Raw genomic sequence first — 15,816 nt, 5'->3', positions numbered from 1 at the left:
TCTTTAATTTGCTTTATTCTTTTCAATCAGGGAAGTCAACTGTGGCTGGAAGCGGTTATGTTTCACCACTTTCATCTGCTCACGCATAATCTTCAGGCTTTCCGCCCTGACATTCAGTTGTAATGCACTGACTGCATCTGGGTTTTTCTTAATCACTTTCCCCCAGCCGTCTACCACCATTGAGTGGCCCCATGTTTGACGAGTTCCATGTACACCAACCTGAGCGGGTGCCAACAGAATACACTGATTTTCAATAGCACGGGCCCGTAACAGTGGCTCCCAATGTGCTTTTCCTGTTAACCGGGTAAATGCCGCAGGAACAGATATCAACTCAGCGCCTTGCTCACGCAATGCCTGAAACAACCCTGGGAAACGCAGATCATAACATATGGTCATACCAAGACGACCAACAGGTGTATCCACAACGGTAATATGTTCCCCACGCTGGAAAACAGACGATTCGTTATATGATCCATGTTCATCATCAATATTGACGTCAAACATATGGATTTTATCGTAACGTGCGCGGATCTCACCCTGATCATCAAACAACAGACTGCTGCTGGTGATCCGTTCAGGATTTTCACGGCTGATAAGCGGCATAGAACCAATTAATAACCAGACACCATAACGACGAGCGATCTCACTGACAGCTTGCTGCAAAGGCCCTTTTCCCTGCTGTTCTGCATGATTACGATAACTGACAGCATTAGCAAACAACAATGCATTTTCCGGGGTCATCACAAGCTTGATAGTATTCGGCAACTGTTTAATTTGTTGTTCAATTTGCGCCAAATTATGTTTGATATTCTCACCGCTACATAGCTGCAAGAGTGCAACATTGACGTTTCTCATGTTCCTCTATTCTCCTTAAGCTGACGCAGGACTTCATCAATTTTCGGTTGTTCAAGATTACCGGTAATCCGGTAACGAATAACCGATATCTTATTCCATAATGGCCCCAAGACCTTGGTTGCCGCAAATAATGCGGCGCCTGCTACCGGATTGATAACAAAAGCCGTTGCTACACCGACAGTAGCAGAAATTTCTGGTGTGACGATGGCTTCTATATTGATCTGTTGGCGAACAAGATCGATCTCTCCCTTCGCTATCACATCAGCAATCAGTCCATCGATCCGTAAATTTTTAGTCTTGAGTATCCCATTTTTTACTGAAACATCACCACGAATTGAGTCAAATTCAAAATCCTGACTAAAAGTATCACTGAAATCGAGCTGCAATTTACGCAACAGAGCATCAAAACTGATCAATTTTAGCAACTGACCGGCACTTCCCCCTCCCAATTTTTCAATAGCACCTTGACCTAAATCGATTTTAAGATTGCCATTCAGTATCTGTAAATCGGGTTTCCACGGTGTATCCAACCAGCTAAAATCAAAACGGAAGTTAAATGGCGACTTAACAATTGGCACGACGATACCAAGGTAAGATGCCATCTCATCAAACTTTTCACCGGAGAATTGTCCCATAAGATGAGTATTATTCTCTCCAGCACTTTCCTGCCAACGACCAGCCAAATTGAGTTTACTGACGCTGTTTTCCACCATTCCATCTCTTAATACAAGCGAATGACCTTCGGGTATCAAGGAACCAGACACTTTCCCAAGTTTCAACCCCATAATCCAGCACTCAGAACAGACAATATCTAATGAAGGCCATTGGTTCAGCAAATAACGCTGAGTTGTACCTGTTTGAGATTGCTTAGATAAATCTGATTCAGGTTGCTGAGAGCTATATTGCAGAGGGTTATAGTAAAGACGGCTCAAATTCAGCTGCCATGGGCCACTATTAGGAATATTAAGCTTACCGTTAATTTCCTGACTATTAGCACTAATTTGCGCTCCCCAGGGCTGTTGTTCTACCTCTAACGATAACTGATTCCAACGCTGTCCCCCCACATCCAGTGACGGAAGTGCCACACGCAGATGCTGTGGCAAGAGTGTCTTTCCTGAAAATGAAGAACTTGAAGTCAAAGGCGCAATTAGCCCTAACCACTCTTCTCCCTCAATTGCCGGAAGATTCAATTCCAATAACGATTTTTCAGGTAAGTCAGGAACTTTATCACTGTTACTTTGTAAAATTCCCCGTGACAGTTGAGTACTTTTCTCTGCCAAACGCCATTGAGTATTAAACGCATACTGCTTACCTAAAGTCCCTTTTACTCGCAGCTGATCCATATCACCATCAGCCAAAATATGAAGCGCTTTCAGTTTACGCAATTCATCTGCTTTCAAGACAGATAAATGGCTATCTACTTGTGACAAGTCAGCGTCGATTTTCACATCATATTGGGCCTTACCCTGAAACGGTAAACTAATACCCACTTTCCCTTCCCAGTCAACAGAACCAGAAAGCGTTTTGGCTACTGCTGGTGGTAGTTCAGGTAATTTCGCAGCAGCCCAATGAGCATTCAAACCAACATCTACCCGATAGTTTTTTGATAACTTCTTGGTAGAGAAATTAGCAGTGACAGGCTGTCCAAACCATTGCATTGATAATTTGTCACTTTGTAAGTTACCATTATCAAAGCGGAACCGACCACTGACATTTTTCATTTCGCTGCCCAGCGGCTTAATCAACAAACGGTTATCTTTTAAAGTGACCTCACCACTGGCATCCACATTGCCGCCATTGAGTGGAATATCCAAATGCAAATTACCCGCAACCTGACCACCAATCTGTAACGTATTAAGCGTTTCACCAACAGAATCCGCTAACGGACTACGGGTAAAATATTCATGAATATCTTTACCATCCCCCAGAATATTGGCATCAAGTAACAATTTCTTTCTACTATAATCAGAAATTACCGCTGAAACATTATTCGCTTTCACTTTGCCAAGCGCAGTTTGTGCAGCCAGCATCCATAAACCGTTATTATGGAAATTAAGATCAATATTAAGATCCAGCAGCGCCGGCCAATCTGGTTGATATTGGAAAGTAGCATGACGCAATGGGGCGAAAACCTGAAACTGACCATTATTCTTTACAAATGGGAAATCTTTGGGATTGCCTTGAAAAACAAAAGTTGCGTTTTCTATTTGCCCTTTAATAATTGAAGCGGTCAGATAGTCAGTCAGAGATGTCCCCATCAAAGGCTCAGGAAAATATCTCCAAGCATCACCCGCATTATAAACCCGAACTCCCGCCAGAATACTCAGCGCCGGAGGCTGCTCTTTTGGTTGTTGATAACGAAAATCACCATTGACCCACAATGATTTCGCCTGCAAGTCCAACCCCTGACTCCAAAGTTGTAAACCTCGCTTATCCTGCTGCCAGAATATTTCTCCATGACTTTGGGATATCTCAAGCGGTGCTAGGAACACATCCCGATAATCAGCTACGCTATTTTTCAATCCAAAGCTAAATTCGCCTTGCTGCAAGCTGCCGTTGAGAGAACCAGAGAAATTATCAATAGAAGGCAGCGCCTGCCAGCGCTGCCAACTCACATTCTGCCATTGCATATTCATTCGGAAATCATCTGCAATTTCCGGTGTAATATCGAGAGCAAGATGATTTACCAACCCTTGCGGCTGGCGATGTTCCCAATCTCTTACCAAGTCAGGGGTCAAAAAAGAGAAAGTGGGTAAGATGCTGCTCAACCGTTCAAGTTGAAGATTTTTCGCCCGGATACGCCAGTGATCTTTACCCTCATACTTCTTCGCTTCCGGTAGATAGAGCACGGATGCTTTTCCTGATGGCCATTGCTGACCGTCAGTAGCCAGGCTTGCCAATTCAGGTGCATCAAACAACCAACCATTATCCTGACGGCGCATCCGTAACACCAGATCACTGACAGAAAGACGGTGAAATTTGTCAGCAACTTTCCAGTTAGCTTCTCCCTGCCGTAATTGCAATTGACCGCCATCAATTCGCCCATCTTTCAGCATAATCCAGCTAGACAAACTAAATTCAGCCTCTTTCAGTCCGGTATTATCCTGCAACCAATGACTCAACCATGGATGCATATCAACATTATCTGCCTGCAAATAAATAGTACCGTTATCCAATACGCCATGAGTGTCACGCAAATCAAACTTAACCTGGACATTTCCACGCTGATTATTGATAGAAGAAAGGCTAATTTCCCCCTGAGCACGATGACGGTTATTTTTATTCAGCCAGGTTAATTGTGGTAATAACAGATCAGCCCGTTCGCCGGAGGGGGTAAGAAAAGTAACGCGGCTATCTTGCAGATTAAAATGATCAAATTGTTCGAGAAACAGATTAGAAAGCGTATCTGATTGGGAAAACATATTATCGCTTTGATTATCAAACAACGGTTGATGGTAATCCACCTGTAATTGATAAAAAGTCAGATCACGAAAATTCCAGCTCATTCTCAGCAAAGATAACCAGATATCCAATGCAACTGTGATTTTTTTTGCTTTCACATCTGCACTGGCAGTTTTCACATTGATATCACGTAATTCAAGAACAGGCCCGAAGGATTCCCATTTTCCTGCAATATATCCAACATCAACAGGTACACCGGCAATTGACTCAACTTTAGCGAGCAATTGCGGGCGATAACCATTAATATGCGGTAGTAGAAAACGTAACCCACTGACAAGCAAAGCCATAATAATAATGACTATTGCGGCTGTCGCTAATAATACTCCCGGCAGTCGCCTCACACGCATCTCCTTGGTTGCCAGCGCTGTTATGCCAGCAAACCAGACAATTACATCATAACTACGTCAAACTGCTCCTGACTGTAGAGCTGTTCTGTCTGAACTTTTACCTGCTTACCGACAAAAATCTCCACTTCCGCCAGTGCATGAGATTCTTCCCCTCTCAGTGCTTCAACCACTGCCGGTGAGGCATAAATAAGGAAGCGATCTGCATCAACTGCCCGGTGAACACGCACAATTTCACGCATAATTTCATAACAGACAGTTTCAACAGATTTTACAGTCCCCCTTCCATTACAGGTAGGACAGTCGTCGCAGAGTATATGCTCGATACTCTCACGGGTCCGCTTACGCGTCATCTCCACCAGCCCGAGTTGTGAAAAACCATTAATCGTTGTTTTAACACGATCTTTACTCAGGGCTTGTTCAAGAGAAGCTAATACCCGTCGGCGGTGATCTTCACTACTCATATCAATAAAATCAATAATGATAATCCCCCCCAAATTACGTAGCCTTAATTGCCTGGCAATAGCCTGCGTCGCTTCAATATTAGTATTAAAGATAGTCTCTTCCAGATTACGGTGCCCGACAAATGCACCAGTATTAATATCAATTGTGGTCATCGCTTCTGTTTGGTCAATAATCAGATAACCACCTGATTTCAATTCAACTTTACGATCGAGTGCCCGTTGGATCTCATTTTCTACATCAAACAGATCGAAAATAGGTTGATTACCACTATAAAGTTCCAATTTGGCGGTCATTTTAGGAATATATTCACTAATAAATTCCTGTAACTGATTAAACGTCAGACGAGAATCCACACGAATACGATCAAGGGCTGCTCCGGCGAAATCGCGCAAAATACGATGGGCCAGAGCCAATTCGCCATAAAGTTTATTTTTAGTGATATTACGCTTTTTACGCTCTATCACCTTACTCCATAATCGTTTCAAGAAAGCCGCATCCTGAGCTAATTCTTCGTCACCAACTCCCTCAGCAGCCGTTCTGATAATGAAACCACCATGCTCATCACAATAGTCAGCAACAATATTTTTCAAGCGATTACGCTCTTCTTCACTTTCGATACGTTGTGAAACCCCAACATGAGAAGCGCCGGGCATAAACACAAGATAGCGGGAAGGTAATGTAATATCCGTAGTTAACCGGGCTCCTTTGGTACCAAGTGGATCTTTCACTACCTGAACCATCAAATCTTGCCCCTGACGAACCAATTCAGCAATATCTCTGACATGGAAGTTCTTGCGTTCTTCGCCGGCAATACATTCCGTGTGGGGCATAATGTCTGAAGCGTGAAGAAAAGCCGCTTTTTCCAGCCCAATATCAACAAAAGCCGCCTGCATTCCTGGTAACACCCGGCTTACACGACCTTTGTAAATATTGCCGACAATCCCCCTTTTGACTTCCCTTTCAATATGGATTTCCTGCAAAATCCCACCATCAATGTAGGCAACGCGCGTTTCTGATGGTGTTATATTGACTAATAACTCTGCTGTCATGTGTTCCTCTTTCCATCAACTAACGCAAAAAACTTTGTGATTAATTCATGCGTTTCCACTAATGGCAGACCAACCACTGAGTGATAACTCCCATTCAGCGTTTTGACAAAGCAACCTGCTTTTCCCTGAATACCATAAGCACCCGCTTTATCCATTGGTTCACCAGTCGCTACATACTCCAAAATTTCCTGCGTAGATAATTGGCGAAAGGCCACATCTGTAACAACTATATCACTTAAAGTACTCTGACTATCTGATAAAGCAATCGCGGTAATTACCTGATGACACTGCCCGGAAAGTGCACTAAGCATTTCAACGGCATGTTGTTCACTACGGGGTTTTTCCAAAATCCTATCATTCAATATAACAATAGTATCCGCTCCCAACACTGGAAAATCCTCTGGCGCAATAACAACCCCCGCCAGAGATTTATCTTTTGCTAATCGGCTGACATATTGACGCGGAGTTTCACCCTCTTGCCATTGCTCCTTTACCTGAGGAGAAAGAATTTCAAATTTAAAGTCCAATAATTCAACCAGCTCACGCCGCCTTGGTGAACCGGAAGCCAAATAGAGGGTTTTCATGATGATATTGTCCTTACTACTTATCTCATTAGGGCTTTATTATTTGCCGTTCTTATAATAAAGAGCGAACGAAACGAATCATCCTTACATACTATATGTACGTTTCGGGTTATGTACGCTGTCCGTATCCACGATTTATCGGCAAGAATAGCCTGCTTCAATAACGTCTACCGGAATAAGCTCTTAGTCAGCAGGACATTAAAAACCGCGATCCAACCACTAATGCACATTAAATTGACGACGGATTTTTCGCATTAACAGAAATAACCACGGCCAAAGAATACCGTTGACCAAACTGTTCCAGAATATTTCTGGATGAAAAGCGACATTTGATAACAAAAATTCTGCCCAAAAAACACTGAGATCCATCAGCACCGATAAAGCAACGACGACCAAAGCCTGCTGCCAAAGTGCCATATTACGGAATAACTGAAACTTAAATGATACCAAATAGCTAACAAGACTATAAGCTAAGGCGTTAACCCCCAGTGTTGCCCCCTGAATCAAATCTATGATGATCCCTAATACAAAGCCCGTACCAACACTGACCCTGTGAGGTAATGCCATCACCCAGTAAATGAGTAATAGTGCTGACCAGGTAGGCCGGTACATATAAATTTGCTCCGGCCACGGCATAATTTGCAGCACCATTGCAATCAAGAAAGATAACCAAATGATCCAACGCCCATGACTCCGGTATTGATTCATTAACGATTTCCCGCATTTATAAATTTAGCAGATGTTACTGCCGGTTCAGAATTTTCCACTCTTCCTGTCATTTTAGTTATTTCATTAGAAACAGAAGACGGTGCCGGCGGCCCCATTTCGTTTGCATGTGGCAATACCTGAGGCATCATCTGCATTAAGCGCTCGTTAGCTACACGATACACTTCTGATGGAGGCAATGGTTCAGATGGGTTATTGTCCGCCCCCCACAATAACAACAAATAACGCAAACGTTGTAATTCTGCGGTCGGCCGAGCCTGAATCACAGTATAGGCCCGTTGATTATCGACTTTAACTGACGATACCACAGCGACTGGATAACCCTCCGGGAAACGGCCACCTAACCCAGAAGTGACCAGCACATCCCCAACCCGAATATCGGTATTACTTGGTAATGACTCAAATTGCAAATCATCAGCACAGCCTGCACCTGCAACAATAGCCCTGATATCATTACGTAAAACCTGGATTGGCAAAGCATGGGTCGTATCACAAATCAGTAATACCCGGCTGGTAAACTGGCTGACAGCAACAACCTGACCAACAATGCCTTTATCACTGATAACAGGTTGCCCTTCATAAACGCCTTCTCTTGAGCCCTTATCAATGACCACCTGATCACTATAAGGATTAGCCTTACCGGAAATCACCTGTGTCACCATCATGTGTTCATCCTGACGCAGAGGTGATCCCAACAGTTCACGCAAGCGGGAATTTTCCTGTTTAAGTTGCCCTAACAGCAGCATCTCACTATTTTTAATCAATAATTCTTGGCGTAAGGCACGATTTTCCAATTGGAGTTGTTCACGGGAGGCAAGCGTTTCTGACACACTATCAAGTAATTGACGCGGGCCATTGGCAAGAAAATAAAATGGACTGACCACCGTATCCATATAGTTACGGACTTTCCTGAGAGCATCAAGGCGGCTGTCTGCCACAACCAGAGTAATGGCAACAATAACAGCAAAGAAAAGTCGTAATTGCAGGGAAGGCCCCCTGCTAAAAATTGGCTTCATAAGCTGTGCTATTCCAAACTGTGCTGTTTCATAAACAATGGAATTCCCAGACAGCAATAGCAAGGAGGTCTGATCTACCCGTCATCCCTCCCTCACTTGCAAGTTAATACTCACTCCTCACTGAAGAGCTCACCACCATGCATATCGATCATTTCAAGCGCTTTTCCACCACCACGGGCAACACATGTCAACGGATCTTCCGCAACAATGACCGGAATACCGGTTTCCTCTATCAGTAAGCGATCCAGATTACGCAATAGTGCGCCACCACCGGTCAGGATCATGCCACGTTCTGAAATATCGGAAGCCAATTCTGGCGGGCACTGTTCAAGAGCGACCATGACAGCACTGACAATACCCGTTAACGGTTCTTGCAAAGCTTCAAGAATCTCGTTGGAGTTAAGGGTAAAACCACGCGGTACACCTTCAGCCAAATTACGACCACGAACTTCAATCTCCAGCATTTCATCGCCAGGATAGGCTGAACCGATAGTATGTTTAATTCGTTCAGAAGTCGCTTCACCAATTAGCGAACCATAATTACGGCGGACATAGTTGATAATAGCCTCATCAAAACGGTCACCACCAATGCGTACAGATGATGAATAAACAACGCCATTCAGAGAGATAACCGCGACTTCTGTAGTACCGCCGCCGATATCCACAACCATTGAACCTGTTGCTTCAGAAACAGGCAGGCCGGCGCCGATAGCCGCCGCCATCGGCTCTTCAATCAAAAACACTTCGCGGGCGCCGGCGCTGAGCGCAGATTCACGGATTGCCCGGCGTTCAACCTGAGTTGCTCCGACTGGCACACAAACCAAAACTCGCGGGCTTGGGCGCATAAAACTGTTGCTATGAACTTGTTTAATAAAGTGTTGCAGCATTTTTTCTGTAACATAAAAATCGGCAATCACACCATCTTTCATCGGACGAATCGCCGCGATATTACCTGGTGTACGACCCAGCATTTGCTTTGCTTCCTGCCCAACGGCAGCAACACTTTTCGATGAACCTGCACGATCCTGACGGATTGCGACTACAGAAGGTTCATTCAATACAATACCCTGACCTTTGACATAAATAAGGGTATTGGCGGTACCCAAGTCAATAGACAAGTCGTTGGAAAACATGCCACGAAATTTTTTAAACATAGCGAAAGGATAATCCTGCAAGCTGGGGACGGAACAAAACCCGTCTACTCTACCAACCACATGAAGCAGCGACAAGGCGCATAAGCACCTGCTTCAATAAAAAAGTGGCTACGTTATTCATATCAACAATGCAATATTCTACGTTACTTTTTCCAAACGGAGCAGAAAAAAACTGCATAAAAATGGGTTAATTTTACCAATTGTTCCATAACGAAGTGCAGGAACCATCCGGTTTTGCATAATTCAGCGTTATAGTGCCACCCTTACCGTCACAACCGATCCGCTTATCTCTATTTCGACCAGTAGCTATTCCTGTAAGTTCACATACGATCGACACTTCTGCTCACTATTTCCGATAGTTAACTGTAAGTATCAGTCTGTGTAGTGAACAAGTTAATGATGTAATAAATTGTGACTAAAATACAGTATCTCCTGCTATAAAATAATAAAAGAACAGAACTTTCTGAAATAGCTTGCAATATACTGATACTGAAATCTAACACTAACATCATAGGAAAAACACGAACAGATTCTGTTCTATAATCCATCAACACTTTATTTTTTCTTATATTCTTTATGTAAACTGCCAATTTTTATCTATTCTTATTTAATAACAGAATGACTTACAGAGAACGGAACCATCTAATGAAAGCTCTGCTACTTAAGCAACAACAGAATCAACTATCAGCGTCCATTGAAGAAATTGATGATTCTCACCTTCCCATGGGAGACGTTACCGTCGATATTCACTGGTCAACCTTAAACTATAAAGATGCATTAGCAATCACAGGTAAAGGGAAAATTATCCGCCAATTCCCAATGATACCGGGTATCGATTTCTCTGGAATTGTGCACAGTACAGAAGATCCTCGTTTTCATATCGGTCAGCATGTGCTGTTAACCGGCTGGGGTGTAGGAGAAAATCATTGGGGTGGCCTGGCAGAACAAGCCAGAGTTTCAGCAGAGTGGCTGACACCCTTACCAACCGGTTTGAATAGCAGACAGGCAATGATCATCGGTACTGCCGGCTTTACCGCAATGCTGTGTGTTATCGCGCTGGAACAAGGGGGCGTTAAGCCAGAAAGTGGTGATGTTATTGTAACTGGTGCCAGCGGTGGTGTAGGAAGTACTGCGATAGCACTTCTTTCACAGCTTGGCTATTCTGTTGTTGCCGTTAGCGGCAGACAGGAAAATCACGAATACTTGTTATCCCTTGGAGCAAAAAAAGTTCTGCCACGTAATGAGCTTAATCAACCCCCCCGCCCGTTGGAAAAACAACTTTGGGCTGGAGCGATTGATACTGTAGGCGGTAATGTACTGGCAACAATACTGGCCCAAACTCACTATAACGGTACCGTTGCAGCCTGTGGACTCGCCGGTAGTGCAAATCTGCCAACAACAGTCATGCCATTTATTTTACGGAACGTACGTTTGCAAGGCGTAGAATCTGTCACGGTTCCATCCACCAGGCGATCTGCTGTGTGGCAACGCTTGCAAAAATTGCTACCTGCTTCTTTTTACCAACAGGCAACGACTGAGATAACACTGGACCAAACCGTGGCATACGCAAATAAATTGATAGCTAACCAGGTTACAGGACGTACATTGGTAAGAATTCGTTAAGAATTGTGACTAGCCTCTAAAGTACGATGGCTTTATTCTTGACATTTTCTCTGATAAGACCAGTATTTAGCTGCTAAATGCTACGATATCATTATAATGTCGGGCTTTATCGCCGAAATGAACTTGTGGCTGTTATAAAAAGATGACAAATCGTTAATATAGGATTATGTTGGGCAATTATTGACAAATTGCCGGAGATACCAGCACAATGGCGGACAAATTTCACATTTTACTCCTTAACGGCCCTAACCTGAATATGTTAGGAACCAGGGAGCCTGACATCTATGGCAACTTAACGCTTGATGATATCGTCAGCAAATTGTCTGAAGAGGCCTATCAATCAGGGGTTAAATTCAGTCACCTGCAATCCAATGCAGAGTTTGAGCTGATAAATAGAATTCATTCTGCACAGGGTAATGCTGATTTTATTTTAATTAACCCTGCTGCATTCACGCATACCAGCGTGGCACTGCGTGATGCATTGCTGACGGTGAAGATCCCATTTATTGAGATCCACCTCTCCAATGTTCACGCGCGCGAGCCATTTCGTCATCACTCATATCTTTCAGATCTTGCTGTTGGTGTAATCTGCGGTTTAGGGGTAGATGGCTATAGCTTTGCATTACAGGCAGCGGTAAACCGCTTGTTAAAAGTCAACTAAATGAAACAAAAGAGTACGGAATCACACTCATGGATATTCGTAAGATAAAAAAACTGATCGAGCTGGTTGAAGAATCTGGCATTTCTGAACTGGAAATTTCTGAAGGGGAAGAGTCAGTGCGCATCAGCCGCGCATTAGCCCCCCAGAATTTTCCGGCAGCTCAACAATATATTCCCGTTCAAGCTCAACAACCTGCTCTGGCTAACGCTGTTGCTCTTTCCCAGACGCTGCCAGAAACGATCAGCGACAGATCGGCTACAATTGACGGTCACGTTGTTCGTTCTCCACTGGTAGGTACTTTCTATCGTACACCTAGCCCGGATGCGAAACCGTTTATCGAAATCGGTCAACATGTCAATGTAGGTGATACCCTCTGCATCGTTGAATCAATGAAAATGATGAACCAAATCGAAGCGGACAAAGCCGGTGTGGTTAAAGCGATTCTTGTGGAAAACGGTCAAGCCGTTGAATTTGACGAGCCATTGGTCGTCATCGAATAACGAGGCGCTCCCATGCTTGATAAAATTGTAATTGCTAACCGTGGTGAAATCGCTCTGCGTATCCTACGAGCTTGTAAAGAGTTAGGGATAAAAACTGTTGCGGTCCATTCATCTGCGGATCGTGACTTAAAACACGTGCTGTTGGCAGACGAAACTATCTGTATTGGTCCGGCAACTTCTGCAAAAAGCTATCTGAACATCCCAGCGATTATTTCTGCGGCAGAGATCACCGGTGCAGTAGCTATTCACCCTGGCTACGGTTTCCTGTCTGAAAACGCAGATTTTGCTGAACAAGTTGAACGTTCCGGCTTTATTTTTATTGGCCCAAAAGCAGAAACCATCCGCCTGATGGGCGATAAAGTTTCCGCTATCAATGCGATGAAAAAAGCAGGCGTTCCTTGTGTACCTGGCTCTGATGGCCCGTTAACTGATGACACAGAGAAAAACAAAGCCATTGCTAAACGCATCGGCTATCCTGTGATCATTAAAGCATCTGGTGGTGGCGGTGGTCGCGGTATGCGCGTCGTCCGCAGTGATAAAGATCTGGAACAATCAATCAATATGACTCGTGCGGAAGCAAAAGCGGCTTTCAATAACGATATGGTTTACATGGAAAAATTCCTTGAAAACCCGCGTCATATTGAAATCCAGGTACTGGCCGATGGTCAGGGTCAAGCCATTTATTTGGCTGAACGTGATTGCTCTATGCAACGCCGTCACCAGAAAGTCGTTGAAGAAGCCCCGGCTCCAGGTATCACACCAGAAATGCGTCGCAGCATTGGTGAACGCTGCTCCAACGCATGTATTGAAATTGGCTATCGCGGTGCCGGTACTTTCGAATTCCTGTATGAAAACGGCGAATTCTATTTCATTGAGATGAACACCCGTATTCAGGTCGAGCATCCAGTGACAGAAATGATTACTGGTGTTGATCTAATTAAAGAGCAATTGCGGATTGCCGCCGGTATGCCACTTTCAATTAAACAGAAAGACGTTGTTGTTCGTGGTCACGCCATCGAATGTCGTATCAATGCCGAAGATCCGAACACTTTCCTGCCAAGCCCAGGTAAAATTACCCGCTTCCACTCAGCGGGTGGATTTGGCGTACGTTGGGAATCGCATATTTATGCCGGTTATACCGTACCACCTTACTATGATTCCATGATTGGTAAGTTGATTACTTACGGTGAAAATCGCGATAACGCTATTGCCCGTATGAAAAATGCATTGGCAGAACTGATCGTTGATGGCATCAAGACAAATATCGAGCTTCAACAGACGATTATGAACGATGAAAACTTCCAGAATGGTGGCACCAATATTCACTATCTGGAGAAAAAACTAGGATTACAGGAAACGTAAAACTGGTTTAATAACATCAATATATCTTTAAGGAGCGTTTAAACGCTCCTTAAATTGCTGGTTTTTAGCACCGGGTTTTCATCAATAATAAAACGAAAAAGTTTATACTGGCAGTTTGCATGGGCATTAAACGCCTTTTCATTGTATTTTATTATTATCGGATGGATTTTAACGCTGTTTTACTGTCTTTTAACCTTGAGGTTGATTACTTTTTATTGACTCCGCAAAGCCCGACTCACTCAGGTTAAATCATATGGATTATCCTTTTTCATGCCATCTAAAAACAAAGGATTATAGAAACTTTCACTCATTCACGTAAGATTAAATATACCTTATCTGAAAGTAATTAAATAGCAGTTAAGAAAAACCATTTTTTATCTGTCCGCGTGGTTTTAAAATCTGGAAAAAAAGGCAAGCGTATCATGAAAAAACAGGTGAAAACTTTAATCAATAAAGATAAAAACAAATGATTAAGGATTTTTTAAAGCGGGTAAAAAACTCGATGCTATTATTAATATTGGAAGAGAAAATACCGTAAAAATGGGTTTTAGATGACAAAACAACAGCGTTAATCCAATAACAAGGGTATGAGATTATATCAAAACATTTAACAGGATTAAGCAAATTTGCTCAAATAAACGATTTTGCATGGCTGTAAAGAATTTACGTAAAATCAGAGATAACCATTAAAGAAAACAGATAAACCTTTAAGCTAATTGGATTAACAATGAAAAAATAATAAAAAAGTTTATTTAGTCACATTAAAAATAGTTAAAAAAATGGGTGTTAATCTTAATATCGTTAACGTACCTATTACCCTCTCCGATTTTAAACCCAGAAAATTAAATACAATAAAATGAAAAACGAAAAAACTCAATTTCGGCTTAATAAAAATGGTGAGATTAACTATGGATTAGGAAATGGAAAAAACCATTAGGTTTAAAAAAACTGCTCAGTGAAAACCATTTATTAAATGAGAATCGTTTTACTCACGATCACCTTTTTAACATGATTCATTTTTTCTTTTCACTTGTATTTCCCTTTTTAGGCAATCGAAAACGCCTTTTTATCGGTGATTAACTTCACTATTCTTCAGCTATAGGGTTAAAACAATACTCCCATTAATGCCAGATTTAAAAAAGGTACAAAGTGACTAAAAATGGCCTATTCTCAGCAATTATCTTATAAATGTTCTTTTAACTCGAATAAATAGCAATCCAAAATCTGGATATTAATTTCATTTACGTGAGTTGTACTCGCGGTAGTATATAAACCAAAATTCTATACCACCAATAGTCACTCCCATCGTTCCTACTTTTAAACAAAGCAAGAAGTCTTCTTAAGTAAAAGCAAAATCTCCTTTGACCTCTGTATATTTAAATAAACTAGGATTAATTTCGAACTCCAGCCGCCAGTTATTCATTTACCTATAACATTTATACTAGTACTACAGCCGTACTTACTTTTTTCAACAGAAAAGACACGCATAGAAAAGCTTAATTCATGCGGTTTCTCAGCGTTGTGAGCATCACGGAAAATGCAACTTTCTGGTATCTACGGCTGTAGTACTAGGCTCGCTCTACTACTGTAGTCCGAAACAGGTCATCTACATCACCACACGCGAAGACTACGCACCATTCTACAAGGATGAGCAAGTACTTCGAGCTGGATACGTTCTACGCAGAGTACGCGAAACCCATCGAGGAACGCCGCCTGCCCATGATCCAGAAGAAGGACGAAAGTGCTATCAAGGTGTACCAGCGCTGGCAAAAGCTGAACAAGAAGTGATTCTCGCGCATCAGGTCCAGTGGGAGAGAAGCTATAAAACGCGACATTTAGCCTTCACCAGTTTTTAACTCATCAACCAAGAAAGTCTGTGTAAACAGATTCTCTTTTTTTGTCCATTGCTATTTTTAAACAAAACTCAGGCTATTAACTACATATCACATTTTTCCTGAATAAATCCGCATCTTGCCGTACAATTCCTCCTTTCCCATCTTATTTATTTAATTACC

The 15,816-nt window shown here is 42.7% G+C and carries 12 protein-coding genes; 5 read left to right on the top strand and 7 right to left on the bottom strand.

Annotated elements, in window-relative coordinates:
• Positions 1-3: 3 nt before the first annotated feature.
• From nit1 to mreB, 7 genes are all read right to left on the bottom strand, one after another.
• Positions 4-855, bottom strand: a complete 852-nt coding sequence (gene nit1, locus C5470_RS07050; protein ID WP_166287114.1) for a deaminated glutathione amidase — start codon at positions 853-855, stop codon at positions 4-6.
• The gene (gene yhdP, locus C5470_RS07045) at positions 852-4,658 is read right to left on the bottom strand and encodes an AsmA2 domain-containing protein YhdP (RefSeq protein WP_166287112.1); all 3,807 of its coding nucleotides are present in this window, start codon (positions 4,656-4,658) and stop codon (positions 852-854) included. Before yhdP ends, nit1 begins: the two co-directional genes overlap by 4 nt.
• Positions 4,659-4,705: 47 nt before the next feature.
• Positions 4,706-6,175 (bottom strand): ribonuclease G, encoded by a 1,470-nt coding sequence (gene rng / locus C5470_RS07040; RefSeq protein WP_166287110.1) that lies wholly within the window; start codon positions 6,173-6,175, stop codon positions 4,706-4,708.
• Positions 6,172-6,759, bottom strand: coding sequence for a Maf family protein (locus C5470_RS07035; RefSeq protein ID WP_166287108.1), 588 nt, complete (start codon positions 6,757-6,759; stop codon positions 6,172-6,174). Before C5470_RS07035 ends, rng begins: the two co-directional genes overlap by 4 nt.
• Positions 6,760-6,978: 219 nt before the next feature.
• A complete protein-coding gene (mreD, locus tag C5470_RS07030; RefSeq protein ID WP_166287106.1) occupies positions 6,979-7,467 on the bottom strand; it encodes a rod shape-determining protein MreD in 489 nt (162 codons plus the stop codon).
• Positions 7,467-8,501, bottom strand: a complete 1,035-nt coding sequence (gene mreC / locus C5470_RS07025; RefSeq protein WP_166287104.1) for a rod shape-determining protein MreC — start codon at positions 8,499-8,501, stop codon at positions 7,467-7,469. The genes mreD and mreC overlap by 1 nt, the downstream gene beginning before the upstream one ends.
• A 110-nt stretch (positions 8,502-8,611) precedes the next feature.
• Positions 8,612-9,655 carry a rod shape-determining protein MreB gene (gene mreB / locus C5470_RS07020; protein ID WP_036842097.1) on the bottom strand — a complete coding sequence of 348 codons (1,044 nt, stop codon included), beginning with the start codon at positions 9,653-9,655 and terminating at the stop codon, positions 8,612-8,614.
• Positions 9,656-10,300: 645 nt separating this feature from the next.
• Here mreB and acuI point away from each other — a divergent pair.
• From acuI to C5470_RS22690, 5 genes are all read left to right on the top strand, one after another.
• On the top strand, positions 10,301-11,278 hold the full coding sequence (acuI, locus tag C5470_RS07015; protein WP_166287102.1) for an acrylyl-CoA reductase (NADPH): 978 nt from the start codon (positions 10,301-10,303) through the stop codon (positions 11,276-11,278).
• A gap of 208 nt (positions 11,279-11,486) precedes the next feature.
• On the top strand, positions 11,487-11,939 hold the full coding sequence (gene aroQ / locus C5470_RS07010) for a type II 3-dehydroquinate dehydratase (RefSeq protein WP_166287100.1): 453 nt from the start codon (positions 11,487-11,489) through the stop codon (positions 11,937-11,939).
• Positions 11,940-11,968: 29 nt separating this feature from the next.
• Positions 11,969-12,439: an acetyl-CoA carboxylase biotin carboxyl carrier protein gene (accB, locus tag C5470_RS07005; RefSeq protein ID WP_166287098.1), complete on the top strand. Its 471-nt coding sequence runs from the start codon at positions 11,969-11,971 to the stop codon at positions 12,437-12,439.
• Positions 12,440-12,451: 12 nt separating this feature from the next.
• A complete protein-coding gene (gene accC / locus C5470_RS07000; RefSeq protein ID WP_166287096.1) occupies positions 12,452-13,801 on the top strand; it encodes an acetyl-CoA carboxylase biotin carboxylase subunit in 1,350 nt (449 codons plus the stop codon).
• 1,647 nt (positions 13,802-15,448) lie between these two features.
• A complete protein-coding gene (locus C5470_RS22690) occupies positions 15,449-15,589 on the top strand; it encodes a hypothetical protein (RefSeq protein ID WP_242687830.1) in 141 nt (46 codons plus the stop codon).
• Positions 15,590-15,816 lie beyond the last annotated feature (227 nt).

Origin of the sequence: Photorhabdus stackebrandtii, from assembly GCF_011189495.1 — a bacterium.
Classification (GTDB): Bacteria; Pseudomonadota; Gammaproteobacteria; order Enterobacterales; family Enterobacteriaceae; genus Photorhabdus; species Photorhabdus khanii.
The sequence above is the reverse complement of the archived record's forward strand: the minus strand, read 5'-3'. Positions and strand labels throughout refer to the sequence as shown.